At 38.5% G+C, this 23,752-nt stretch carries 19 protein-coding genes and 3 tRNA genes; 7 read left to right on the forward strand and 15 right to left on the reverse strand.

All coding sequences use genetic code 11. The features are described 5' to 3' along the window. Position 1 precedes the first annotated feature (1 nt). The 4 genes from ACS604_RS04715 to ACS604_RS04730 all read left to right on the forward strand — a co-directional run bounded on the left by ACS604_RS04715 (position 2) and on the right by ACS604_RS04730 (position 3,118). Positions 2-511, forward strand: a complete 510-nt coding sequence (locus ACS604_RS04715) for a chorismate--pyruvate lyase family protein (RefSeq protein ID WP_004790961.1) — start codon at positions 2-4, stop codon at positions 509-511. Continuing rightward, positions 508-1,386, forward strand: coding sequence for a 4-hydroxybenzoate octaprenyltransferase (ubiA, locus tag ACS604_RS04720; protein WP_416661961.1), 879 nt, complete (start codon positions 508-510; stop codon positions 1,384-1,386). Before ACS604_RS04715 ends, ubiA begins: the two co-directional genes overlap by 4 nt. Before the next feature lie 112 nt (positions 1,387-1,498). Then, positions 1,499-2,803: an alpha/beta hydrolase family protein gene (locus tag ACS604_RS04725; protein WP_474770427.1), complete on the forward strand. Its 1,305-nt coding sequence runs from the start codon at positions 1,499-1,501 to the stop codon at positions 2,801-2,803. A 114-nt stretch (positions 2,804-2,917) separates the two neighbouring features. Next, positions 2,918-3,118 carry a hypothetical protein gene (locus tag ACS604_RS04730; RefSeq protein ID WP_151766924.1) on the forward strand — a complete coding sequence of 67 codons (201 nt, stop codon included), beginning with the start codon at positions 2,918-2,920 and terminating at the stop codon, positions 3,116-3,118. A gap of 11 nt (positions 3,119-3,129) precedes the next feature. Here ACS604_RS04730 and ACS604_RS04735 read toward each other — a convergent pair whose 3' ends face one another. The 6 genes from ACS604_RS04735 to ACS604_RS04760 form a co-directional block, all read right to left on the reverse strand. Beyond that, positions 3,130-3,573 (reverse strand): DUF2726 domain-containing protein, encoded by a 444-nt coding sequence (locus ACS604_RS04735; protein ID WP_107882727.1) that lies wholly within the window; start codon positions 3,571-3,573, stop codon positions 3,130-3,132. 56 nt (positions 3,574-3,629) lie between these two features. Then, positions 3,630-3,705 (reverse strand) — tRNA-Asn (locus ACS604_RS04740). Between the two features lie 181 nt (positions 3,706-3,886). Continuing rightward, positions 3,887-3,962: transfer RNA gene (locus ACS604_RS04745), tRNA-Asn, on the reverse strand. Positions 3,963-3,970: 8 nt separating this feature from the next. Next, a tRNA-Asn gene (locus tag ACS604_RS04750) sits at positions 3,971-4,046 on the reverse strand. 146 nt (positions 4,047-4,192) lie between these two features. Continuing rightward, on the reverse strand, positions 4,193-4,819 hold the full coding sequence (locus ACS604_RS04755; RefSeq protein WP_003650584.1) for a superoxide dismutase: 627 nt from the start codon (positions 4,817-4,819) through the stop codon (positions 4,193-4,195). 147 nt (positions 4,820-4,966) lie between these two features. Beyond that, the gene (locus ACS604_RS04760) at positions 4,967-5,725 is read right to left on the reverse strand and encodes a Nif3-like dinuclear metal center hexameric protein (RefSeq protein WP_174728093.1); all 759 of its coding nucleotides are present in this window, start codon (positions 5,723-5,725) and stop codon (positions 4,967-4,969) included. A gap of 194 nt (positions 5,726-5,919) precedes the next feature. Between ACS604_RS04760 and ACS604_RS04765 the strand changes: the two genes are divergently transcribed. Further along, on the forward strand, positions 5,920-7,095 hold the full coding sequence (locus tag ACS604_RS04765; RefSeq protein ID WP_474770430.1) for a S1C family serine protease: 1,176 nt from the start codon (positions 5,920-5,922) through the stop codon (positions 7,093-7,095). Between the two features lie 42 nt (positions 7,096-7,137). On the opposite strand, the gene ACS604_RS04770 is transcribed toward ACS604_RS04765, so the two are convergent. The 6 genes from ACS604_RS04770 to ahcY all read right to left on the reverse strand — a co-directional run bounded on the left by ACS604_RS04770 (position 7,138) and on the right by ahcY (position 16,998). Then, on the reverse strand, positions 7,138-8,376 hold the full coding sequence (locus tag ACS604_RS04770; RefSeq protein WP_151963247.1) for a multifunctional CCA addition/repair protein: 1,239 nt from the start codon (positions 8,374-8,376) through the stop codon (positions 7,138-7,140). A gap of 91 nt (positions 8,377-8,467) precedes the next feature. Next, positions 8,468-10,738, reverse strand: coding sequence for an NADP-dependent malic enzyme (locus tag ACS604_RS04775; protein ID WP_474770433.1), 2,271 nt, complete (start codon positions 10,736-10,738; stop codon positions 8,468-8,470). 238 nt (positions 10,739-10,976) lie between these two features. Further along, on the reverse strand, positions 10,977-13,829 hold the full coding sequence (locus tag ACS604_RS04780; RefSeq protein ID WP_474770434.1) for a putative bifunctional diguanylate cyclase/phosphodiesterase: 2,853 nt from the start codon (positions 13,827-13,829) through the stop codon (positions 10,977-10,979). Positions 13,830-13,954: 125 nt separating this feature from the next. Next, positions 13,955-14,686 (reverse strand): 16S rRNA (uracil(1498)-N(3))-methyltransferase, encoded by a 732-nt coding sequence (locus ACS604_RS04785; protein ID WP_474770436.1) that lies wholly within the window; start codon positions 14,684-14,686, stop codon positions 13,955-13,957. A gap of 18 nt (positions 14,687-14,704) precedes the next feature. Continuing rightward, on the reverse strand, positions 14,705-15,541 hold the full coding sequence (metF, locus tag ACS604_RS04790) for a methylenetetrahydrofolate reductase [NAD(P)H] (RefSeq protein WP_474770438.1): 837 nt from the start codon (positions 15,539-15,541) through the stop codon (positions 14,705-14,707). A gap of 74 nt (positions 15,542-15,615) precedes the next feature. Further along, on the reverse strand, positions 15,616-16,998 hold the full coding sequence (gene ahcY / locus ACS604_RS04795) for an adenosylhomocysteinase (protein WP_004790982.1): 1,383 nt from the start codon (positions 16,996-16,998) through the stop codon (positions 15,616-15,618). Positions 16,999-17,220: 222 nt separating this feature from the next. Here ahcY and ACS604_RS04800 point away from each other — a divergent pair, with 222 nt between their 5' ends. Beyond that, on the forward strand, positions 17,221-17,757 hold the full coding sequence (locus ACS604_RS04800; protein WP_238611781.1) for a cysteine peptidase family C39 domain-containing protein: 537 nt from the start codon (positions 17,221-17,223) through the stop codon (positions 17,755-17,757). A gap of 37 nt (positions 17,758-17,794) precedes the next feature. On the opposite strand, the gene ACS604_RS04805 is transcribed toward ACS604_RS04800, so the two are convergent. The 3 genes from ACS604_RS04805 to lipA all read right to left on the reverse strand — a co-directional run bounded on the left by ACS604_RS04805 (position 17,795) and on the right by lipA (position 22,039). Next, positions 17,795-18,178, reverse strand: a complete 384-nt coding sequence (locus tag ACS604_RS04805; RefSeq protein WP_000043120.1) for a carboxymuconolactone decarboxylase family protein — start codon at positions 18,176-18,178, stop codon at positions 17,795-17,797. A gap of 103 nt (positions 18,179-18,281) precedes the next feature. Further along, on the reverse strand, positions 18,282-20,747 hold the full coding sequence (locus ACS604_RS04810; RefSeq protein ID WP_474770443.1) for an acyl-CoA dehydrogenase: 2,466 nt from the start codon (positions 20,745-20,747) through the stop codon (positions 18,282-18,284). Positions 20,748-21,025: 278 nt separating this feature from the next. Continuing rightward, the gene (gene lipA, locus ACS604_RS04815; RefSeq protein WP_003650609.1) at positions 21,026-22,039 is read right to left on the reverse strand and encodes a lipoyl synthase; all 1,014 of its coding nucleotides are present in this window, start codon (positions 22,037-22,039) and stop codon (positions 21,026-21,028) included. A gap of 196 nt (positions 22,040-22,235) precedes the next feature. Here lipA and sthA point away from each other — a divergent pair, with 196 nt between their 5' ends. After that, positions 22,236-23,648, forward strand: a complete 1,413-nt coding sequence (sthA, locus tag ACS604_RS04820; RefSeq protein WP_004790990.1) for a Si-specific NAD(P)(+) transhydrogenase — start codon at positions 22,236-22,238, stop codon at positions 23,646-23,648. Positions 23,649-23,752: the final 104 nt, after the last annotated feature.

Below are 23,752 nucleotides of genomic sequence, written 5' to 3' on the forward strand. Positions count from 1 at the left end.
TATGCGTAAACGACAACCAGTACTTAAACAGGAAAAGACTTTAAATCCTGAATTGAAAACATGGTTGTATGCGTCTGGTTCACTGACCCAACAATTGACTGAACTTGGCGGTGGCCAGTTTAGTGTAAAGCCTTTTCAAGAACATTTTCAGCGTTTAACTTTTGCAGATAGTCAGTGGATGAAGATGTCTCATGCTCACACTTCGTGGGTAAGGGAAACCTATTTATATGGCTGTGAAGCAGAACCATGGGTTAAAGCAAAAAGTATTTTTCCAATTCAAAGTTTACAAAAAAAAGCCCGTATATTTCAGCACATTGGTTCTAAGCCCATTGGCTTTTTTCTATTTCAAAGAACAACACCACTTTGTGACCGCCGTGTCATTCGTTTGCCAGAAGGTTGGACAAGACAAAGTTGCTATACTTGGCATGGGTGTAAATTTATTGTTCAAGAAACATTCTTACCGGCTTTTGAAGCTTTTTTAAATCAGCAGCACGACAAGGAATTACTATGACGACTGCAACAAGCACAACATGGCGTCAGCGATTAGAAGCTTATTATTATCTATGTCGATTTGATAAGCCAATTGGTACTGAACTGGTTTTTTGGCCAACCATGTGGGCGCTTTGGATTGCAGCAGAGGGAATGCCGCCTCTACATATTCTTTTGGCGATGGTATTAGGTACAATTTTTATGCGTGCTGCGGGTTGCGCAATTAATGATTTTGCAGACCGTAAAGTAGATGCCCATGTTGAGCGGACAAAAACACGTCCTTTAGCAACAGGGGTAATTAGTCCAAAAGAAGCGGTGTATGTATTTTTAGCACTAGTATTTGCCAGTGCTTGTACACTGTTCTTTTTACCTATAGCGACCTTCTACTGTGCATTAGGAGGTTTAGTTTTAGCGTTTGTATATCCTTTCATGAAACGTTATACCCATTTGCCGCAAGTAGTTTTAGGTATGGCATTTTCTTGGGGTATTCCAATGTCATTTACAGCAATGGGTAAGCCTTTAGATATAACATGTTGGCTACTTTATTTTGGTAATTTGGCTTGGACAGTGGCTTATGACACTCAATATGCAATTACAGACCGTGAATATGATTTAAAGATTGGCGTCAAATCTACTGCTATTCTTTTTGGTCGGTATGACATCCAGATTATTGCACTCTTACAGGCAACTAGCCTTGTTTTGATTGGGGCTGCACTGTATTTAGAAAATATCTTATTTCCATGGGCGATCATTGCTTTAATTGTTGTTGCATTCGATTTTATATATCAAACAATTAAAACCAAAGACCGCAACCCTCAAGTATGTTTTTGGGCATTCCGTCACAATCGCTGGGTTGGATTAATCATTTTTCTAGGAATATTTTTAAATTTCATATAGTAAAAATGACCGCAAGGTTGAAAAGTGTTCTATGCAGAGCACTTTTTTTATGTCTTAATATTCGTGCATAAAAAAATATGCGGAATAAATAATACATAAAAAAGGATATTCTATGAAACGGTCAAAAATTGCTTTAGCTATAACATTATCGGTTTCAACATTATTTCTTGCAGCATGTAATGACAATGATGATGATTATATTGGTGTAAATCCCGATAAAACTTATGTGTCTGAAAAAGCCTATTCTAAAGATAGCTTAAGCGGTGCTTCATCTATAAAAGTTATGACTTATAACATGGTCAATGTACAAGGAAAAACAGCTGAAGCAACTGCTTTGGTAATGTTCCCTAAAGTGACTCAGCCTAAAGACGGTTATCGCGTAGTGGTATGGGAGCACGGCACTGTAGGTGTAGGGGATAGTTGTGCGCCAAGCAATACTACGATTAATCCACGCTTTAAAATTCTAGCGGATACATTATTGGCAGCTGGCTATGTTGTAATTGCTCCAGATTATGAAGGTTTGGGTACGCGAGGCATGCATCCATACCTTAATTTAGGAAGTGAGGCTAAATCTGCAATTGCAGCGGTTAAAGCTGCTAAGGATCATTACGGTAGTCAGTTAAATAGTTCATGGATGTCAATTGGGCAGTCTCAAGGAGGCCATGCTTCATTAGGAACAGCTGAATTTGCTAATAACGACACTAACTATAAAGGAGCGGTTGCAACGGCACCAGCTTCTAGCCTTGGTTATATTATTTCTAAAGTTGCTCCGCAAGCAATTAAAGACATTCTTGATAAAGAGCAGGCTGGTACAGCACCTGTTGGTACGGCTGTAGAAGTGTATGCTGAGCTACTCGCGTATGCTGCATATACCACAGTAGGTATTACTGCTTATGAGCCTAAATTTAATTATCGTGAAATTTTCCAACAACGTTCTCAGAGTGTAGCTGAGTTCGCAGAAGGGACTACTGGTGAAAATGGCGTATGTTTAACTGATTTGCATAATAAATTTGCAGATGACATTCGTGATTTTCTTGCGACTAATGCTGGCAAAACAGTTTTAGATTATCCTGGTTTAGCTGGTAATTTCCAAGAAAATCCAACTGTGAAAAAGTTCTTAGACGATAATCAGCCAGCTACTAAAAAAATTAATTCACCTGTCATGATTGTTCAAGGTACTGCTGATATGGCTGTACCATATCCTGTTACTCTTGCCTTGCAAGAGGGGCTTAAAAAAATGGGAACTGATGTGACATTTGTGCCTGTTCTAGGGGCTGCTCATACTCAAGCGATTGTATGTAGAAATGCTGAAATTTATCAATTTGTTCAATCTAAGATGCCAGCTAAAACAAATATCGTGCTTGATCCATCAGTAATAGATGCTAGCCAAAGTCCTCACTGCACAGGTAACTTCTAAGATTTAATTATCTATTTAAAAAATTAGCTTTAAAAAAAGAGCCACTTTATAGCGGCTCTTTTTGTTATATTGTTACGCATATTAAAATTGATATCGTTTGAGTTTGAAGTAGTCATGAGCCAGCAACCTGTTGAAAAAAAATCTGTTCCTTGGTTATTAATGGGATTAGGTTTACTTATTCCTTTTTTAATTATTGGAATACTTTTCTTGGCTGCAAAAAGTGATGCTAAGACTAAAAAACAATATGAACAGCAACGTTTAGAGATGGAAAAAAGAATAGCTGAAAAAGAAGCAGCAAGTTCTGAAAAGAAATAATAGCAATGCCTTTAATGAATATCCTTTTGTAGCTGACGTACACTTGGGATGTTTGTATAGCGTCTTACTATATAACCTGCTTCTGTAAGCATTTGATCACGAATACGGTCTTCTTCTGCTTTTTCAAGATGGGTAGGGTCATCTAGTTCAATAATAGCAATTACTTCCATTTTGTCGTTAAGCACAACGAAGTCGGTTACTTTACGGTTGAACTGACTACGAATTTTATAGTCATTGCTGGTAATCAAAGCACTAAAAGCCACTTGTGCTAAAACATGATAACTTGGAAAACTTTGTTTTAAACGAATAAACATCTGAGTTTCAAAGTTGGTAATGACAGGACGAGCAAAGAATTTTTGTTTTGGAAATAAATAAGGGCGTAAACAAACAACAAGAAAAATGCAGGTGCTTAAGCAACCTAAAACAATAAAAAATAAGTGACTCGATTCGAACATGTGAAGGCATCATACAAATAAAAACCCACTCATGATGAGTGGGTTTTTAAGAATCTTGGCTCTCCAACCTGGGCTCGAACCAGGGACCTGCGGATTAACAGTCCGTCGCTCTACCGACTGAGCTATTGGAGAATCTGGAAAAGGATTTTAGGGAGGAAAGGGGGCTGGGTCAAGTCTTAATAACAGAATTAGTGAGAATATCTAATCGTTTGGTTTAAAAATATTCGAAACATTGATTTTATTAAAAATAATAGAAAATTATTAAATGATTGGATAAGAAAAAGCCCGCAATAGATGCGGGCTTTTAGAATCTTGGCTCTCCCACCTGGGCTCGAACCAGGGACCTGCGGATTAACAGTCCGTCGCTCTACCGACTGAGCTATGGGAGATTAGTAGATGGCTCTCCAACCTGGGCTCGAACCAGGGACCTGCGGATTAACAGTCCGTCGCTCTACCGACTGAGCTATTGGAGAATCTGATGCGCATTTTATGGATGAAATCTAAAAGCGTCAATAAGAATATTAAAGAAAATGAATCGTTTGCTTGATTAATATGCTTTTGTGGTACTAAAAATAAAAAAACCACCCAAAATAGGGTGGTTTTTTATAAAGAAATAAAATTATTTCTCTACACCTGCTGGTTGACCTGCAAGTTTTGCATTTGCATAGTCCCAGTTCACTAGGCTTTCTAAGAAAGTCGCGATGTATTTAGGACGTAAGTTACGGAAATCGATGTAGTAAGCATGTTCCCATACGTCAATTGTTAATACAGCAATTTGACCATGTGCAAGTGGAGTGTCTGCATTAGAAGTTTTAGTAATAGATAATTTACCGTTTACTTCGTCCGCAACTAACCAAGCCCAACCTGAACCGAATTGAGTTGTTGCAGCAGCAGCAAATTCTTCTGCAAATTTTTCGTAGCTACCAAAAGCTTCTTCAATTTTAGCAGCGATTGCGCCAGTAGGTTTACCACCACCATTTGGCTTCATAGAATTCCAGTAGAATGTATGGTTCCAAACTTGAGCAGCGTTGTTGAAAATACCAGCTTTAGATGCATCACCAGCAGTTGCTTTGATGATTTCTTCTAAAGTTTTACCTTCAAGGTCAGTTCCTTTGATTAAGTTGTTTAAGTTAACAACATAGGTATTGTGGTGTTTATCGTGATGGTATTCTAAAGTTTCTTTACTGATATGTGGCGCTAAATCATCATAGCCATATGGAAGTGCAGGTAAAGTAATGGTTGTCATGTTCCTATTCCTTGCATTTGCTGGGTTATACAATATTAAGTGGCTCTATTGTAAATGATTCTGTTCACAATAGGGCATCGTTTTAAAGAACTATACACAATAAAGATCTAATTAATACGCATAACACAGATTGAAAAAAAGACTTAATTAAATCGGATTATTCAATTCAAAATATTCGGTTTCAATTGCAAACTGCTGTGAAATTGCTTGTGCCAATCGCTGAACTCCATAGCGTTCAGTTGCATGATGACCACAAGCAAAATAGTGAACACCTAATTCTTTTGCTTCATAGAAAGTTCGTTCACTGACTTCGCCTGAAATATAGGCATCACAATTTTGCAAAGCTGCTTTAGCAATAAAATCTTGAGCGCCGCCTGTACAGAAACCTACTTTTTGAATGCTTTGTTTTCCAGCAGGTAAATGAATCACCTTAAAATCAAAACTGTTTTGTAGTTTTGCTTTAAATTCGTCCACAGAAAGTGCTTGCTCTAAATATCCAATATTACCAATCGGATGTCTCTCAGTTAAATCAAGTGGTTCTAAATTCTGTAAATTTAATTTCTCTGCAATGGCTACATTGTTGCCCAAAGTTGGGTGCGCATCTAACGGCAGATGATAAGCGACTAATGAAATATTATTTTGAATGAGTTTTTTAATGCGGTTACCACGCATTCCTGTAATTGGGTACGGTTCGCCTTTCCAAAAATAACCATGATGTACAAGTAATAGATCCGCATTTTGAGCAATTGCTGCATCAATCGCATCTTCGGAAGCAGTAACCGCACAAACGATACGTTTTACTTCAGTTGAACCTTCAATTTGCAGGCCATTTGGTGCGTAATCTTTAAATTCTGCTGCTTTTAAGGTCTGGTCGCACCACTGAATAATTTCATGCAAATTCGCCATGATATTTCCTGAATTGAGTAGTAAAAAATTGCTAAAGCTATAGAAACATATTTTGTTGTGTAACTAAAGCTAGACAAATCTTTTTTGAGTTTTTTGTGTATATCGACATATTTAATTTAAAATGCTTAACTGAAAACTCTTTTTGTTCAATATATTAATTTAATTAAAAACTTCTTTTCGTAGAGGATATAAACGTGCGCCGCACCTTTACATGGTTACCTTGGGTGTTACTTATTATTGTAATTGTCAGTTTTATTGCATGGCAAAAATACCATCAACCAAAACCAACTGTTGCAGTTGATGGGGTACAAATGCCTGCTGAGAAAGTTGAGCCATTGGTTGATACTTCACGAACGGGCGGGGTGGTGTCTTATAGTGCTGCGGTAAAAGTTGCAGCGCCGGCAGTTGTTAATATTTTTACGACCCAGAAAGTTAAACAAAATCATCCATTGTTAAGCGATCCCGTATTCCGCGAATTTTTTGGAAATCAGGTTCCTGAACAACAACAGCAAAATGAAAATAGTTTAGGCTCTGGGGTTATTGTACGTGCTGATGGTTATATTCTTACCAATAATCATGTGATTGCTCAGGCTGACCAAATTGTAGTGGCATTGCGTGATGGACGCCGTGCAGAAGCAACGATTGTTGGAACAGATCCTGATACAGATTTAGCAGTCATTAAAATCGATTTAGATAAATTACCTGTGTTGCCATTTAAGCTCAGCGGTAACGAAGTGGGTGATGTTGTCTTGGCGATTGGTAACCCATTTGGTGTAGGGCAAACGGTAACTCAAGGTATTATTTCTGCCACTGAACGCTCTGATTTGGGCATTAATACCTATGAAGACTTTATTCAAACCGATGCCGCAATTAATCCAGGTAACTCAGGTGGTGCATTAATTGATGTTGCTGGTAACTTAATTGGGGTAAACACTGCTATTTTCTCTCAGTCGGGTGGCTCTTTAGGTATTGGCTTCGCAATTCCAGCTAAAATTTGCCAACAAGTATTAAACTCGATTTTGAAAGATGGTCGTGTAGTTCGTGGATGGTTAGGCATTAGTTTAGTACCACCTACACAAGACGATGTCTTGGCACCAAAACAGCAAATTGGTGTAGTTGTTGCTGATGTATTAAAAAGTGGTCCAGCGGCTTCAGCAGGTATAAAAGTTGGAGATAAGATTGTTCAGGTCAATAATGAACCAATCACTTCGGCATCTCATTTGATTAATTACGTTGCATTACAAGCGCCTAATAGCGAAATTAATGTAGTGGTTGAGCGAGCTGGGAAGCAAGAAAACTTTGTAGTAACAGTTGGCGAAAGAAAAAACCAAAATAGTCAATCTCAATATATACCGTTACCTAAACAGTAAAACGAAAAAGCCTCGTAATGAGGCTTTTTTTATTAGCTTAAATTAAGAATGTGTCGGTGTCTGATGTTGATGTTTGAACTCAGTTAAAGCATCAATGCGATATTGAATTAACATTTCGCCAATTTCAGCGCCCTTAATATTTTCTGGTAAATCCTGAACTTTAATAGAGCGAACCACTTGCATTGCATCTAACATATATTGAGCTTGAGGATAGGGGCGATCTTCTAGACCTAGTCTTCCTCTAGCATCGCACTCACATGCCTGTACAAAAGCTTCCACTCTTTCAGGACGACGCAATACATCAAGACGTTGTAATAAACGCCATACAGTTCCTGGTTTTAAAGACATGATCTGATGACATTTTAAATGCTCTTTACATACCGATAATGCTAACTGTCGAGTTTGAGTTGGAACTTTTAAACGTTCGCATAGCTCGGTAACTGGTTTCACGCCACGCTCTTCATGCATGATGTGGCGAGGAAGTTCGTTAGCTGGCGTTAATGCTTTACCCAAATCATGTACTAAAACAGCAAATCGAACATCAAGCGAGTAGTTTGACTTACACGCTTGTTGCAAAGACATGAGAGTATGTATGCCGCAGTCTACTTCAGGATGATATTCAGGGCGTTGTGGTACACCAAACAGGGCGTCAATTTCAGGGAAAAGATGCTTTAACGCACCGCAATCGCGTAATGTCTGAAAATAAATATCTGCATGATCTTCTAAAAGAGCACGTGAAGTTTCTTTCCACACACGTTCTGGTGTTAATGCATCAAGTTCACCTGATTCAGCCATCGTTTGCATGAGTTGTAAGGTTTCAGGTGCAATATGAAAACCATATGCAGAATATCGAGCTGCAAAGCGTGCGACACGTAAAACACGTAAAGGATCTTCAGCAAAAGCTTCTGAAACATGTCGTAAGGTTTTATTTTCTAAATCAGTTTGACCACCATAGGGGTCATATAATGTGCCATCTTGATCCATTGCTATGGCGTTGATGGTTAAATCACGGCGAATTAAATCTTCTTCTAAACTTACTGTGGTATCAGTAAAAAACTGAAAACCGTGATAGCCCTTACCGGACTTTCGCTCAGTACGTGCAAGTGCATATTCTTCTTTCGTTTCAGGATGAAGAAACACAGGAAAATCTTTGCCTACAGGTTGAAAACCTTGGGCGAGCATATGTTCAGGTGTTGCTCCGACCACAACATAGTCTTTTTCTTGATAGGGATGCCCAAGTAGAGAATCTCGGACGGCACCGCCTACTAAATACACTTGCATGAAAAAACCTCTATTCTTCAAGCAATCATGCTACAGAATAGAGGTTTTCTCAAGTCATTAGACAGGCTTTTCGTAAAAAGCTCTTTCTAAATTACTTTTCTTGTTGTTGGATTTCCGCAACAGTTAAAGCAGTCATATTGATAAGACGACGAGTAGTTGCTGTCGGTGTCAAAATATGAACAGGTTTTGCTGCGCCAAGCAAAATTGGACCAATAGTAACGTTGTTACCAGAAGTCGCTTTCAACAAGTTAAATGAAATATTTGCTGCATCTAGGTTTGGCATAATGAGCAAGTTTGCAGAACCTTTAAAACGTGAACCAGGGAATGCAAATTGACGAATATTTTCGTCTAATGCTGCATCACCATGCATTTCACCTTCAACTTCAAGCTCAGGAGCTTGCTCAGATAAAATCCGATAAACTTCACGCATTTTTTGAGCACTTGAATCAGTTTGGTCACTACCAAAACTTGAATGAGAAAGAAGTGCTACGCGTGGAGTAATACCAAAACGACGTACTTCTTCAGCTGCTAAAATAGTCATTTCAGCAAGTTGTTCAGCAGTCGGGTTAGTGTTTACATAGGTATCTGCAATAAACAAGTTACGATCTTCAAGCATTAATGCATTTAACGTGAAGAAATTGTTCATGCCTTCTTTAAGGCCGATAACATTGCGTACAAAGTCAAGGTGAATGTTATAGCTACTGTAAGTACCACATAACATACCGTCTGCTTTACCGAATTTAACCAGTAGAGATGCAATTAACGTTGAACGGCGGCGAGCTTCACGTTGAGCATATTCAACTGTGATGCCTTTGCGTTGCATTGTTTGATAGTAATCTTTCCAAAACTCTTCATACATTGGGTTTTGTTCTTGATCTACGATCTCAATATTTACGCCATGTTGTAAACGTAGGCCTAATTTTTTGATATTTGCTTCAATTACAGCAGTACGACCTACTAAAATTGGTTTAGCTAAATCTTCATCAACAGCAATTTGTACTGCACGTAATACGCGCTCGTCTTCACCTTCCGCATATGCAATACGCTTTGGATCAGCTTTTGCTTGAGCAAAAATTGGTTTCATCAAGAATGCAGAGTTATATACAAACTCAGACAATTTTTGACGATATACAGCGAAATCTTCGATAGGACGAGTTGCTACACCTGAGTCCATTGCAGCTTTAGCAACTGCTGGTGCAATTTCTAAAATTAAACGTTGATCAAGTGGGCGTGGAATTAAATAGTCACGACCAAATGAAGCAGATTTTTCACCATATGTTGCTGCATCAGCTTCAACATGAGCCATACGCGCAATTGCATGTACACATGCAATCTTCATTTCTTCATTAATGGTAGTTGCACCCACATCAAGTGCACCACGGAAAATGTATGGGAAACATAATGCGTTGTTTACTTGGTTTGGATAATCAGAACGACCAGTTGCCATAATGACGTCAGAGCGTACTTCATGTGCATGTTCAGGTAAAATTTCTGGATCTGGGTTTGCCAAAGCAAAAATAATAGGGTTCTCAGCCATCTGTTTCACCATTTCTTTGGTGAGAATACCAGCAGCAGAAAGACCCAAGAACATATCAGCGCCAGCCATTACTTCATGAAGCTGAGATGCTGCAATATCTTGAACATAACGTTTTTTAGAATCGTCTAAGCCTTCACGTGAAGTGGTTAATAGACCACGAGAATCGGCAACAATGATATTTTCTTTTTTAGCACCAAGCGCACAAAGCAAGTCTAAACATGAAAGTGCTGCTGCACCTGCACCTGAAGCTACGATTTTGATTTCATCAATTTTCTTATTTACAAGTTGCAATGCATTGAGCAAAGCTGAACCTACAATAATACTTGTACCATGTTGATCGTCATGGAATACAGGAATTTTCATGCGTTCACGAAGTTTCTTTTCAATATAGAAACATTCAGGCGCTTTAATATCTTCGAGGTTGATACCACCGAAAGTTGGCTCAAGAGAGGCAACGATATCTACAATTTTATCTGGATCGTTTTCTGCAATTTCGATGTCAAATACATCTACACCAGCAAACTTCTTGAAGAGAACGCCTTTACCTTCCATTACAGGTTTAGAAGCCAATGGGCCAATATTACCTAAACCAAGAACAGCGGTACCGTTAGTTACTACAGCAACCAAGTTTCCGCGAGCTGTATATTTAGCAGCAGTTGAAGGATCACGTTCAATCTCTAAACATGGCGCAGCAACTCCGGGTGAGTAGGCTAAAGCCAAATCTCGTTGGTTGACAAGTTGCTTACTTGGGGTAACGCTGATTTTCCCTGGGTTTGGATATTCATGGTAATTTAAAGCGGCCTGTTTTAAAGATTGATCGTCCATCTGAGTCTCTATTTGATACAAAAAAGCAAACTAGTCAAATCACTCATTCAGGGAGAAGGCAACTCAGTTCTTTTACTATGCTTTAATTTTTACCAATTAAGAGAATAGTAGACGAATTGCCAATAGCCCTGTAGTGAGCTAAATGCTAAAGAATATAACACTACTTCTTTATTTCTCACAGTCAAAAACGCTCATTTTTGGAAAAAGCAGCATATGTAAAAATAGAGAGTTGGAACAATTAATAAATATGCGAATCTGTTTGTAGATAAGGAATAATCTGCTCAGCTGGAATAGGGCGGCTAAAGAAATAGCCTTGTAAAAAATCACATTGCTGTTTTTGCAAATAGGTAACTTGTTCTTCTGTTTCTACACCTTCGGCGACCAATTTAAGGCCCATACTTTTACCCATTGCAATCATTGCATTTACAATCGCTTCTTGTTTGTGATCACCAATTTTAGAAATGAAAGCACGGTCAATTTTTAGTACATCAATTGGATATTCAGTTAGATACGCCAAAGAGGAGTAACCTGTACCGAAGTCATCTAGAGCAATTGAAATATCTCGTTGTTTTATCGCATGTAATAGCGTTTTGACGTTATCCGTATTGTCTAATAAAGCCGACTCAGTAATTTCAAGTTCAAGATCAGAACCTTGTATATTATATTTTTGCAAAACCTCATCTAAATCGCTGAGTAATAAGCCACGATGTATTTGCTGAGCAACAATATTTACAGAGACTTGAACGTTTGTGTAGCCCGCGTTTTTCCATTCTTGTAATTGTTTTCCAACTTTATCTAAAACGACTTTACCAATATCTGAAATCAGGCTACTACGCTCAGCAAAAGGTATAAACATATTTGGCATGACTAATCCTTTTTCAGGATGTTGCCAACGGATTAATGCTTCAAAACCGATAATAGATTGATCTAATAGACTAATTTTGGGTTGGTAATAAATGACAAATTCATCATTTTGAATGGCTTTACGTAACTCTTGTTCTAAATCAGCAGTTTTATATGGATGTTCTGCTTTATTACAATAGTAAGAAATGGTATTGCCTCCTAAGCGCTTTGCTTCTGAAAGTGCTTGTTCTGCATGGTTATTAAGATGATCAATTTGTCGGCCATGCTCAGGAAAGCATGCCACACCGATAGAAGCTGTAATAAAATATTCGTGATTATCAATATAAAAAGGTGCGTTGAGCGCTTGCAGGATGTTTTGGCAATATTGCTCAATATTTGGATGAATTGGAGAGATTTCATAAATAATCGCAAAATCGTCACTATTTAAGTAGGCAACTAAAATTGCATTAATATTAATTAGGCGTAATCGTTGTGCGAACTGTTTAAGAAGTTCATCACCACTATCATTATTTAAAAATTCATTAAACGCGCGAAAACGGTCAATGTTTACTCGTATCAATGCTAGATTTTTAATGTTATATGAAGGATTTACAAGATATTGATGTAATTGATTGTAATAGTAAAGGCGATTAGGTAAGTGGGTGAGACTATCGTAATTTTTTAAATAGGATAGGTGTTGTTCCTGACGTTTTTGCTCAGTGAGGTCACGTGCAAATCCAATATAATTTGTAATTTGATGGAACTCATCTTTGACGACATTGATGTGTAACCACAAATAGACGCTTTTGCCAGAACTAAATTTTTCATCGAATTGACCCATATATTCTCCAGTCTCTAGGAGCTGTTGGGTAATTGAGGTGTGAAATTGTTGTTGTAATTCTTTTTGATTAATCGCAATGCTAAATAATTCTTTATTTAGAAGTTCTGATTTAGAAAATCCGGTTAATTTTTCGTAGTAAGGGTTAATATCAATATAGTTTAGGTGTTCATCTAAAATGAATATGCCTTCTGCTGCTTGTTCAAGCACAATTGCTGATAGTCTTAAGTGTTCTTGGTCTTTTTTCTCTTGATGTATATCTCGGGTCATCCCAACCATACGGAGCGCTTTTTGTGTTTTGGGGTCTCTGGTAATGACACGACCTACATCATGAATCCATCGCCATGAACCATCTCGACGTAAAATCCTGAAATTAATATTAAAATGATCTGTAATTCCTTCCAGATGTTGCTTTAAACGCTCGTTAAACAGTTTTTTATCACTGGGATGTACGCGGTCTAAAATAGTATTTAGATGAATAACAGTCGTTTGTGTCTGCTTTTGTTGATCAAAAAACGTAATTTCTAATTTTTGATTTTCAATATCCCAGTCCCAAGGTCGAATGCCTGCCGTTTCATTTGCAAAAGCTAAATTGTAGTGGTGGCTTTCGAGTTGCTCATTCATTTTTGTGAGATCGTATGTACGTTCACGTACCTTTTGTTCTAGTAAATGGTTATTAAATTGGAGCTGGGCTTCAATATCTTTAGATTTATTCACTTCTTGTTGAAGTTGTACACATAATTCTTCAGCCCACTGGGTATGTTGTTCTGAAATTTGAATGAGCTGTTTATTTCTGAATAATAGTTGAGAAATTTTTTGATAGTTACGTTGAGTGGCGTATGCACAAAGTATGGTAGCTACAAAAGCAATGTTATAGGCGAAATAAAAAGGCAGCTGAGTAATGGGGGTGTGTGTAAATTGAGCGATTAATAGGGGTAATGTACTGGGAATAAATAAGAGATAAAAGTATCGAGGTTGTTGCGTTAAAAAAGTCAGTCCAATGATATGGGCAGAAGTGATAAACAAAGCAATTAAAATATGAGTATCTGGTAGGGTAACTAGCTCTTGAGGAAGATAAAAATGAATAACCGTAACGGTTGCCCCTAATAAAACTCCTGAAATAAAACAAATACTTTGTAAGATAAGATCAGCTTTTTTAATAAAATTAATAGTACGATAGTGCGTTAAAACATTTGGAACAAATAATAGGCAGGTAAGAGATGCAATAGTCAGGCCCATAGACCAGTTAAATATTGTTATTGAAGATGAAAAATAATAAGAAAAAATAGCGTATGAAATGAGACATAGCAGTATTAAGCTAACTAAATACCAGCGTATATATTGAATTGAAAGTTTTAGCTGCTCAATTTTTGTTTGATGCTGTAAATATTCTTCCTGAAGCCCAGACATAAGATTTTTCTATCCTATTTTTTTACATATACACAGAAAGAATCTGATTTATCAGTGATAAAGAATTTGAAATTTTATTCATACAATAAAAGTAAATTAACTTTAAATAGCGATTTAATCAATGTTCAATGAACTGAGGTGGATAAAAACCGATAATTTAAAATAGATAAGGCGACGACTGGTGCAGTTTCTGTACGTAAAACACGGTCACCAATACACCAGTTCATAAAACCAGCTTGATTGGCTTGAGTAATTTCATCCTCGCTTAAACCGCCTTCTGGTCCAATCAACAAGGCAAGTTCAGGTTGTATGCCTGCTAATACATCTTTTTGTTCTTTTTCTGGTGCTAAAACAAATTTAGATTGAGGAAGTTCTGAAGAGCTTAACCATTCATTAAGAGAAATAGGTGCTAATACTTCTGGGACTAAGTTCAAACCACATTGTTCGCATGCTGCAATTGCAACAGCTTGCCAGTGATCTAATTTTTTTTGATCTCGGTCGTATTTTAAACGCATTTCACAGCGGTCACTGGTTAAAAGCTGAATCTTGCTTACGCCAAGTTCAGTGGCTTTCTGAATGGCATAATCCATTCGGTCACCTTTACTCATGACTTGACCAAGAACTGCTTTAAATGGGGCATTACGGTTATTAGGGTTGAAATTCTCAATGGTGACAAACGCATTTTTTTTATTAATTTCGGTCAGTGTCGCGAGATATTCGCCACCTTGGCCATTAAATAGAGTCGCTTGTTCTTGTAATTGTGCACGTAAGACACGCACCCAATGATGAAATACTGATTCAGTTAGTTGAATAGTTGAACCAACTGTAAGTTCAGTTTCGATAAAAAAACGATTCATTGGGTACGCCTTACAAAATTAATTTAAACCAAGATCAACAACGAGTTGACGAGTTGGTTCGACTTGATTCATTGAATAGAAATGTAAGCTTGGTGCACCACCTGCGATTAGGCGTTCACATAGCTTCACAACAACTTCATGACCAAAAGCTTTAATACTCTCGCTGTCATCGCCATAGGTTTGTAATTGTTTACGGATCCAGCGAGGAATTTCAGCACCTGTACCATCAGCAAAGCGAATTAAATTGCTGGCATTGGTAATCGGCATGATGCCAGGAGCCACCGGAATATTAACTCCAGCTTTTTCCAGACGCTCAATAAAATAAAAGTATGAGTCTGGATTAAAGAAGAATTGTGTAATTCCTGCATTAGCGCCAGCTTGTACTTTTTCAATAAAACGTTGGATATCTGAATCAAGGTTTTCAGCTTGAGGGTGCATTTCAGGATAAGCTGCAACTTCAATATGAAAATGATCACCTGAGTGCTCACGAATAAAACGTACTAAATCTTGAGCATAAGGAAGTTCGCCAAGCCCGAATTGACCAGAAGGTAAGTCACCGCGTAAAGCGACAATACGGTTAATACCTTGAGTTTTATATAAATCTAGTAACTCAGCAATACGCGCTTTATCATCACCAATGCATGAAAGATGAGGCGCAACTGGTGTACCTTTACCATTGAAATCGTCAATAGCAGCAAGAGTACGTTCGCGAGTAGAACCACCAGCACCATAGGTAATCGAGAAAAAATCTGGATTTAATAGTTGTAATTCTTGATGAACAATACGAAGTTTTTCAGCACCGGCATCAGTTTTCGGTGGGAAAAACTCAAAAGAAATAGGTATACGTTTAGTCATGTCAAATCCTTGTAAACAGCGAAACAATATTTTTAGAAAAAAGGGCAGTCGGTTCACCGTCTGCCCTTAAGTTCTTAGTATTTGTAAGCGTCAGACTTGAATGGTCCCTCAACAGCAACACCTAAATAGCCAGCTTGCTCTTGAGTTAACTGAGTAAGTACACCACCAAAACCTGCAACCATTGCTGCAGCAACTTCTTCGTCAAGTTTCTTAGGAAGAACTTCTACACGAATTTTTGCAGTTTTTTCGTTTGCAGGAAGGTCAGCAAATTTCTCTTGGAATAAGTGAATTTGACCTAACACTTGGTTAGCAAAAGAACCGTCCATTACGCGTGATGGGTGACCAGTTGCATTACCTAGGTTTACAAGGCGACCTTCTGAAAGAAGAATGAGGTAGTTGTTTTCGTCTTCTGAACGATAAACTTGGTGAACTTGTGGCTTAACTTCAACCCACTTGTAACCACGTAAATAAGCTGTGTCGATTTCTGTGTCGAAGTGACCGATGTTACATACAACTGCGCCAGCTTTTAAGCTATCTAACATTGCAGCATCACATACGTGGTAGTTACCAGTAGTCGTTACAACAAGGTCAGTGTTGCCAAGTAAGTCGTGGTTAATATCTTCTTTTTTGCCTGTTTGTACGCCGTTTTTGTATGGAGATACAACTTCATAGCCGTCCATACATGCTTGCATTGCACAAATTGGGTCAACTTCAGTTACACGAACGATCATGCCTTCTTGACGTAAAGATTGAGCAGAACCTTTACCAACGTCACCATAACCGATCACAAGCGCACGGCGGCCTGACAAAAGCATGTCAGTTGCGCGTTTGATTGCGTCATTTAATGAGTGACGGCAACCATATTTGTTGTCGTTTTTAGATTTAGTAACTGAGTCATTTACGTTAATTGCAGGTACTTTCAAAGAACCGTCTTTCCACATTTCGATAAGACGTTGAACACCTGTTGTAGTTTCTTCAGTAATACCGTGAATGCATTCTAAAAGAGCAGGGTATTTTTCATGAACAAGAGCAGTTAAGTCACCGCCATCATCCAAGATCATGTTGGCATCCCAAGGCTGACCATTAACATTCACTTGTTGTTCAAGACACCATACATATTCTTCTTCAGTTTCGCCTTTCCAAGCAAAAACAGGAATACCGCGAGCAGCAATTGCAGCAGCAGCATGGTCTTGAGTTGAGAAAATGTTACATGAAGTCCAACGAACTTCAGCACCTAATTCAACAAGCGTTTCAATAAGAACCGCTGTTTGAATGGTCATGTGAATACAACCAAGGATTTTTGCACCAGCAAGTGGTTTAGACGCTGCATAACGTTTACGTAAACCAATTAAAGCCGGCATTTCTGCTTCAGCAAGTTTGATTTCTTTACGACCGTAGTCAGCAAGAGAGATGTCAGCAACTTTATAATCTGTAAATGAAGCATTAACCGCGTTCATCAGGATCTCCTAGGGAAAAAATAGTATGGATCGTTCTGTTCGCGGATGCCGTTGTTGGTTAAAACGAGTGTTTAACCGATTGTCGAGCCTGGCAAATTGATCTTTAGTGCCGATCATTTGTCGCAGCATCCCTCGACTAGCGAAACATTGTACTTGGAAAAGCTTTTAGTGCCAATCCAGTTTTGTTTATTATCTGCCTAATTATCCTTATAGATTCAAATTATGGCAGTAAATATTCCCCAAGCTCTAGCAAACCTCGAAGCAAACTGTGGTGTTTTTGCGGTTTGGATGGTGCTTCAACATCATGGAGTACAAATTGATATTGCAGAGCTGATTAAAGTTTGCCGACACGACGAAGGGGGCACCTATACTATTGCCTTAGCTGTTGCATTAAAGAAATTAGGATTTAACGTGTCATTTCATTCAGATGAAGATCCTAATATTAGCCCAAGCGAACGAATGAGCTATAAAGAAGCAAAGGTACTGAAAATACCGACAGGACCTGCGTTGAGCTATCAAGATATTCAAGCTGAAATTCAACATGGCAAAATGGTGATTGTCTATTACGATACTTTAGAGGGTGTCGGAAATCAGTCTCTTATCTATTCTATTGACCCAAAAGAAATCTGCTTTTTTGATAATTTTGAACCGATGTCAGCAGCAGTTTTTGAAAAGCAACGTCAAGTAGAAGGGATTTGTCGTCAGGCTATCGTGATTGATGACCGTAATTTTCAGATACATTCGACTAAATTGAATTAGCTTAAAAGAGCCAGTAGGGTGCTGGCTCATATTGAAGTTATTTTTGTTGATATTCTTGAATCACTTCTAAAGCAGCACGAAAAGCTTCTTGTGTAGCAGGCGCGCCGCAATATGGCAGACTATGTAATAAAGTTTCTTGAATCTCCTCAACTGTACAGCCATTGTTGAGCGCACCACGAACATGGCCTTTGAGTTCGGTTGGTGACTTAAGTGCAGTTAACATTGCCAAAGTAATTAATGAACGATATTTACGTGGTAGCACACCTTCACGCTGCCAAGTCGATCCCCATGCATGCTCGTTGATCCAGTCTTGTAAAGGCTGGGTAAAGGGCACGGTGTTTTCTTGGGCACGTTTTACAAAAGCTTCTCCCATCACTTCTGTGCGAACTTTTAATCCATTTTCGTAATCTTGCTTAGACATTAATTTCTCCTAAAAATAAAAGCGTCGATTGACGCTTTTATAGCTGTTTATTAATTAATGCGAATCAAGTGTGATTGCAATAGTGAATTAGTGGAGGCATCAGTCACACAATTCGATGAGGGTTTGACAAAGGAAGATCTTTATTTAAATCTTTATCAAATACATCTGTAAGCATGCTGTCGAATCGAATTGCATTGTATTGCAATAATTGTTGAGCTTCGCTTTCAGTAATAAAACCTTCTTTTATCGCTTGTTGAATATTCTCTTCGAAAGTCAGTCCAGTAAATTTGCCTTTAGATTCAGCTTTTTTAAACTTATCCCAAAGAGGCTCAAGCGTTCGTAAAATTTGAAATGCATGTTCTAAACGTCCAGTCACATCATCGGCTTTAGTTGAATAAAATACGTGATGTTTAAGCTGCTCTCTGAAAGGATGCTCTTGCATCATAAGTTCAGCGACTTGTTGTTTTAACTCATCGTCAGGTTTTGAAATGACACGGCCAAGAGGAAAACAGATCCATTTTATAAATGCTGCTGGAAGTTTAGCTGGGAAGTTTTCAAATAATCCCCAAAATGCTTCCTGAATATTCAAGAAAGCTTTTTGTAGAGCTAATTTGGCGTGAAGTTGTTCAGCTTCAGTTTTTTGTCCAGCTTCATAAAATTTTAAAATTGCTGTAGAAATAAAGAGGTGCGCGTGAATATCTGCCAAGCGTCCTGATAACATTTCTTTGCGTTTTAAGTCTCCTGCAAGTAAACCAAGTGACATATCCGAAACAAGTGCAAAGTTGGCACTAAAACGGTTGATGGTCTTATAGTAACTGGCAGTAAATTGATCTACTGATTGTGGAGCATCATTTGAGCCACCTGTCCAACCATAAGCAAATGATTTTGCACCACGGTTAAAGGTATAGGCTAAATGTTTAAATAATAAATCATCGAATTTTTTGACTGAATCATTCTTATCCTCAGATTGAAGGAGTTGTAATTCTTCAAAAAGATAAGGGTGACAACGCATTGAACCTTGACCAAAAATCATCAATGAACGAGTCAAAATATTTGCGCCTTCTACCGTAATCGCAATTGGTATCGCTTGATAGGTAAGGGCAAGGAAGTTACGTGGTCCAAGTTGAATTGCGCGTCCTCCAGCAATATCCATTCCGTGATTGACGACTTTACGCATCGTTTCAGTTGCATAATATTTTGCCATGGCAGTCATTACAGCAGGTGTTCCACCTTGGTTTAGGCCACATGTCACTAAATAACGGAATGCTTCAAGCATGTAGGCATCACTTGCAATTTCACTGGTTGCCTCTTGTACGCCTTCAAATTTACCTACTGAAATATTGAATTGTTGACGAATTTTCGCAAAAGCACCAACGGTTAAATAGCTCATTTCACCTGCTGCTGTTGCTAAGGCTGGAAGGGAAATACCACGGCCAACACCTAAGCACTCCATTAGCATTCGCCAGCCTTTACCGGCATTTTCTTGCCCACCAATAATCCAGTCAATAGGAATGAAAACATCTTCTCCTTCTACAGTTCCGTTCATAAATGGAGAACCTGGAAAATGTCGTGCTCCAATTTTCACACCCGCATGACTTGCAGGAATTAAGGCACAAGTAATGCCGTATTCTGTTTTATTTTTATCTCCGAGTAGGCCTTCTGGGTCATAAAGTTTAAATGCTAGACCAACAACGGTGGCAATTGGTGCAAGCGTAATCCAGCGTTTAGAGAAATTCATGCGGAGACCAAGAATTTGAGCACCTTCATGTTCGCCGTAGCAAACAACACCCGAATCTGGAATGGCACCAGCATCTGAACCTGCTTCTGGGCTGGTTAAACCAAAGCATGGGATTTCTTCGCCTTTAGCAAGGCCCGGTAAATATTGTTGCTTTTGAGCATCAGTACCGTAGTGCATGAGTAGCTCACCCGGTCCTAATGAGTTAGGAACCATGCAACTCACAGCAGTGGTGAGCGAGCGTGAAGCAATTTTGCTCATAATACGGCTTTGGGCAAATGAGCTAAATTCTTTGCCGCCAAAGGATTTTGGAATAATGAGACCTAAAAAACCTTTGTCTTTAATAAATTGCCAAACCTCTGGTGGAAGATCTTTTAAGTGATGATGAATTTCCCACTCATTGAGCATGCTACAAAGTAATTCAACTTCATTATCAATAAAACTTTGTTCTTCTTCTGACAATATTGGGTAGGGATACTTTTCAAATTGGGACCAATCAGGTGCCCCCATAAATAACTCTTTTTCCCACCAACTGGTACCTGCCTCTAAAGCTTCTTGTTCAGTCGTACTGATGCTTGGCATTGAGTTCGCTAAAGTTTTATAGGCTGGTTTGGTAATCAGGTTAAAGCGTAATGGTGCAAATAAAATAATGATACTAAGGGCAATGAGGGGGATACCTAAAATGAGAGCCCATGGGGTTAATATGAGTGCAGTAAATATAGCTACTGCAATCGTAATTACACTACCAATGATTCGATTCAGGTTAAAAAAGAAAATTGCCCATATTGCAAAAAGCTGAATGACAATGCTTAAAACAAAGAGTAGGAAAATCATACTTGCTCCTTGCTAGATAAGCCCTCAAGTTAGAAGTTACAAAAAAGCGAGGAGAGATTTAAGGCTTAACTAGCTAATTTTAATGCTGTTTAAATTTAATTTTTTATATCGCAATTGATGTATATGCTAGAGCAGGGATATATCGTACTTTTAGGTATAAGATATTTTTCAGTGAAAGTGTAATGGCTTGTTTTATCGATTTGTCAAGAAATGTTATTGATTTTCTTATACAAATAAAAAGCCCTCTGAGGTAGAGGGCTTTCGTAGATATTTAACTTTTAAGCTTCGACAACTTGAACAGCAATTTTTTTAGCTGGATCTACTTTACGACGGACTTCTGGTACTGGTTCACCGTGGTATTGACGATCAGCAAAGTAACTTGAACGAACCATTGGTGCAGACCAGATATTTCTAAAGCCAAGTTTACGGCCATGCTCTGCATAACGTTCGAACTCTTCTGGCGTTACAAAGCGGTCGATTGGCGCATGTTGTTTAGATGGCTGTAAATATTGACCAATCGTCACATAGTCAACATCGTGAGCACGTAAGTCATCAAGCAATGCAATAACTTCTTCTTCAGTTTCACCAATACCGACCATCAAACCACATTTTGTTGGAATGTCAGGGCAGTATTCTTTAAACATTTTTAATAAGGTTAAAGAGTGTTGATAGTCTGAACCTGGACGCATTGCTTTATATAAGCGAGGTACAGTCTCAATGTTGTGGTTAAATACGTCTGGCGGACATTCAGTCATAATGCGTAAAGCAATATCCATACGTCCACGGAAGTCAGGTACTAAAATCTCAAGCAATGTCGTCGGACTAAGTGCGCGAGCTTCTTTAATACAGTCCACAAAGTGTTGTGCACCGCCGTCAAGTAAGTCATCACGGTCAACTGAAGTAATTACTGCATACTTGAGTTTTAGGTTAGAAATGGTTTCTGCCATGTGACGAGGTTCGTCAGCATCGAGTGCATTTGGACGACCATGTGCTACATCACAGAAAGGACAACGGCGTGTACAAATATCGCCCATAATCATGAATGTTGCCGTACCGCCACCAAAACATTCTGGTAGGTTAGGACAAGCAGCTTCTTCACAAACGGTATGGAGTTTTTGAGCACGTAAAGTCGTTTTAATACGCTGAACTTCTTCTGGTGCCGTCATCTTGACACGAATCCAGTCAGGTTTACGCGGCACTTCAACCGTAGGTACAACTTTTACAGGAATTCTTGCGACTTTTTCTGCGCCACGAAGTTTTACACCCTGTTCAGGTTTACGGTGTTCTGACATATCTAACTTTTCCACTCGTTTACAGAGACATTGACATTGTATTATAGCGAAGTTCTTCAGTTAATAGCGGAAAATAACTATTCATATAATAAATGTGGCTATTCAGAAATATAGGGTTGAGAAATACATAAATTCACCGCATATTAGCCATAATTTATTATAAAATATGGTCATTCAAGTGAGGAAGGAGCTTTCAATGCCACGTAAAAAAGAGGTCGTTAGTGGGAATTTCGTTAAATACGATGCGGTAGTTCTCGGTTCTGGACCTGCGGGTGAAGGCGCGGCAATGAAGCTTTCAAAAGCTGGTAAGCGTGTTGCAATTGTAGATGTGCGTGATCAACTTGGTGGTAACTGTGCACACGTAGGAACGATTCCAAGTAAAGCATTACGTCAAACAGTTTCTAGTATTATTCGCTATCAGCGTGATCCAATGTTTCAAAAAGTAGGTGAATGGAAGCAGTTCACCATGAAACAGGTTTTGCGTAATGCACACAAAGTGATTCAACAACAGGTTGATACACATACACGTTTTTATGACCGTAACAAGATTGGTGTCTTCCATGGTCGTGCATATATTCAAGATAAAAATACAGTCTTAGTTTTTAGCCACGAAGGCATTAAAGAGACAATTATCTGTAAGCAAATCGTGATTGCGACAGGTAGTCGTCCTTATCATCCACAAGGTCTCGACTTTGATCATCCTCGCGTATTTGATTCGGACAAGATTCTTGATCTTGATTATTCAATTCAAAAAATCATTATTTACGGCGCGGGCGTTATTGGCTGTGAATATGCCTCAATCTTTATTGGTCTAGATCATAAAGTTGACTTGATCAATACTCAGCAAAAACTTTTAAGTTATTTGGACGATGAAATTGCTGATGCTTTGTCTTATCACTTACGTGAACAAGGTGTATTGATTCGTCACAATGAACAAATGGATCATCTTGAAACGTTTGATGACCATGTTGTTTTACATCTACAAAGTGGTAAAAAGATTAAAGCCGATGCCATTCTTTGGTGTAATGGCCGTTCAGGTAATACAGAAGGCTTAGGTCTTGAGAACGTTGGGTTAGTTCCAAACAACCGTGGTCAGCTTTCTGTAAATGATCAATACCAAACTGAAGTTGAAAACATCTATGCTGCTGGTGACGTGATTGGTTGGCCATCACTTGCTTCTGCTGCTTATGACCAAGGGCGCTGTGCTGGCGCAAACATGAGTGGTGAAGATGCTAAACCAGTACGAGACATTCCAACTGGTATTTATACCATTCCGGAAATCTCATCAATTGGTAAAAATGAACAGGAATTAACGGAAGAGAAAATTCCGTATGAAGTGGGTCAAGCTTCTTTCCGTCACTTAGCTCGTGCACAAATTACGGGCGATACAGTAGGTGAGTTAAAGATTCTTTTCCACCGCGACACTATGGAAATTTTAGGTATTCACTGTTTTGGTAATAATGCTGCCGAAATTATCCACATTGGGCAAGCAGTTATGCACAGCCCAAATAATACCTTGAAATATTTCGTTGAAACGACATTTAACTATCCAACAATGGCTGAAGCATATCGTGTAGCTGCACTTAATGGTATGAATCGTTTGTTTTGATTTTAAATAAGTTTTTAATAAAAAAGCCCGCAAATCTGCGGGCTTTTTTATTTTCATTAGACCATAAGTTTTTTATATTTTTATGACATCCAAAGGATGATTCT

This window comes from Acinetobacter sp. Li1LvA2, assembly GCF_056156705.1.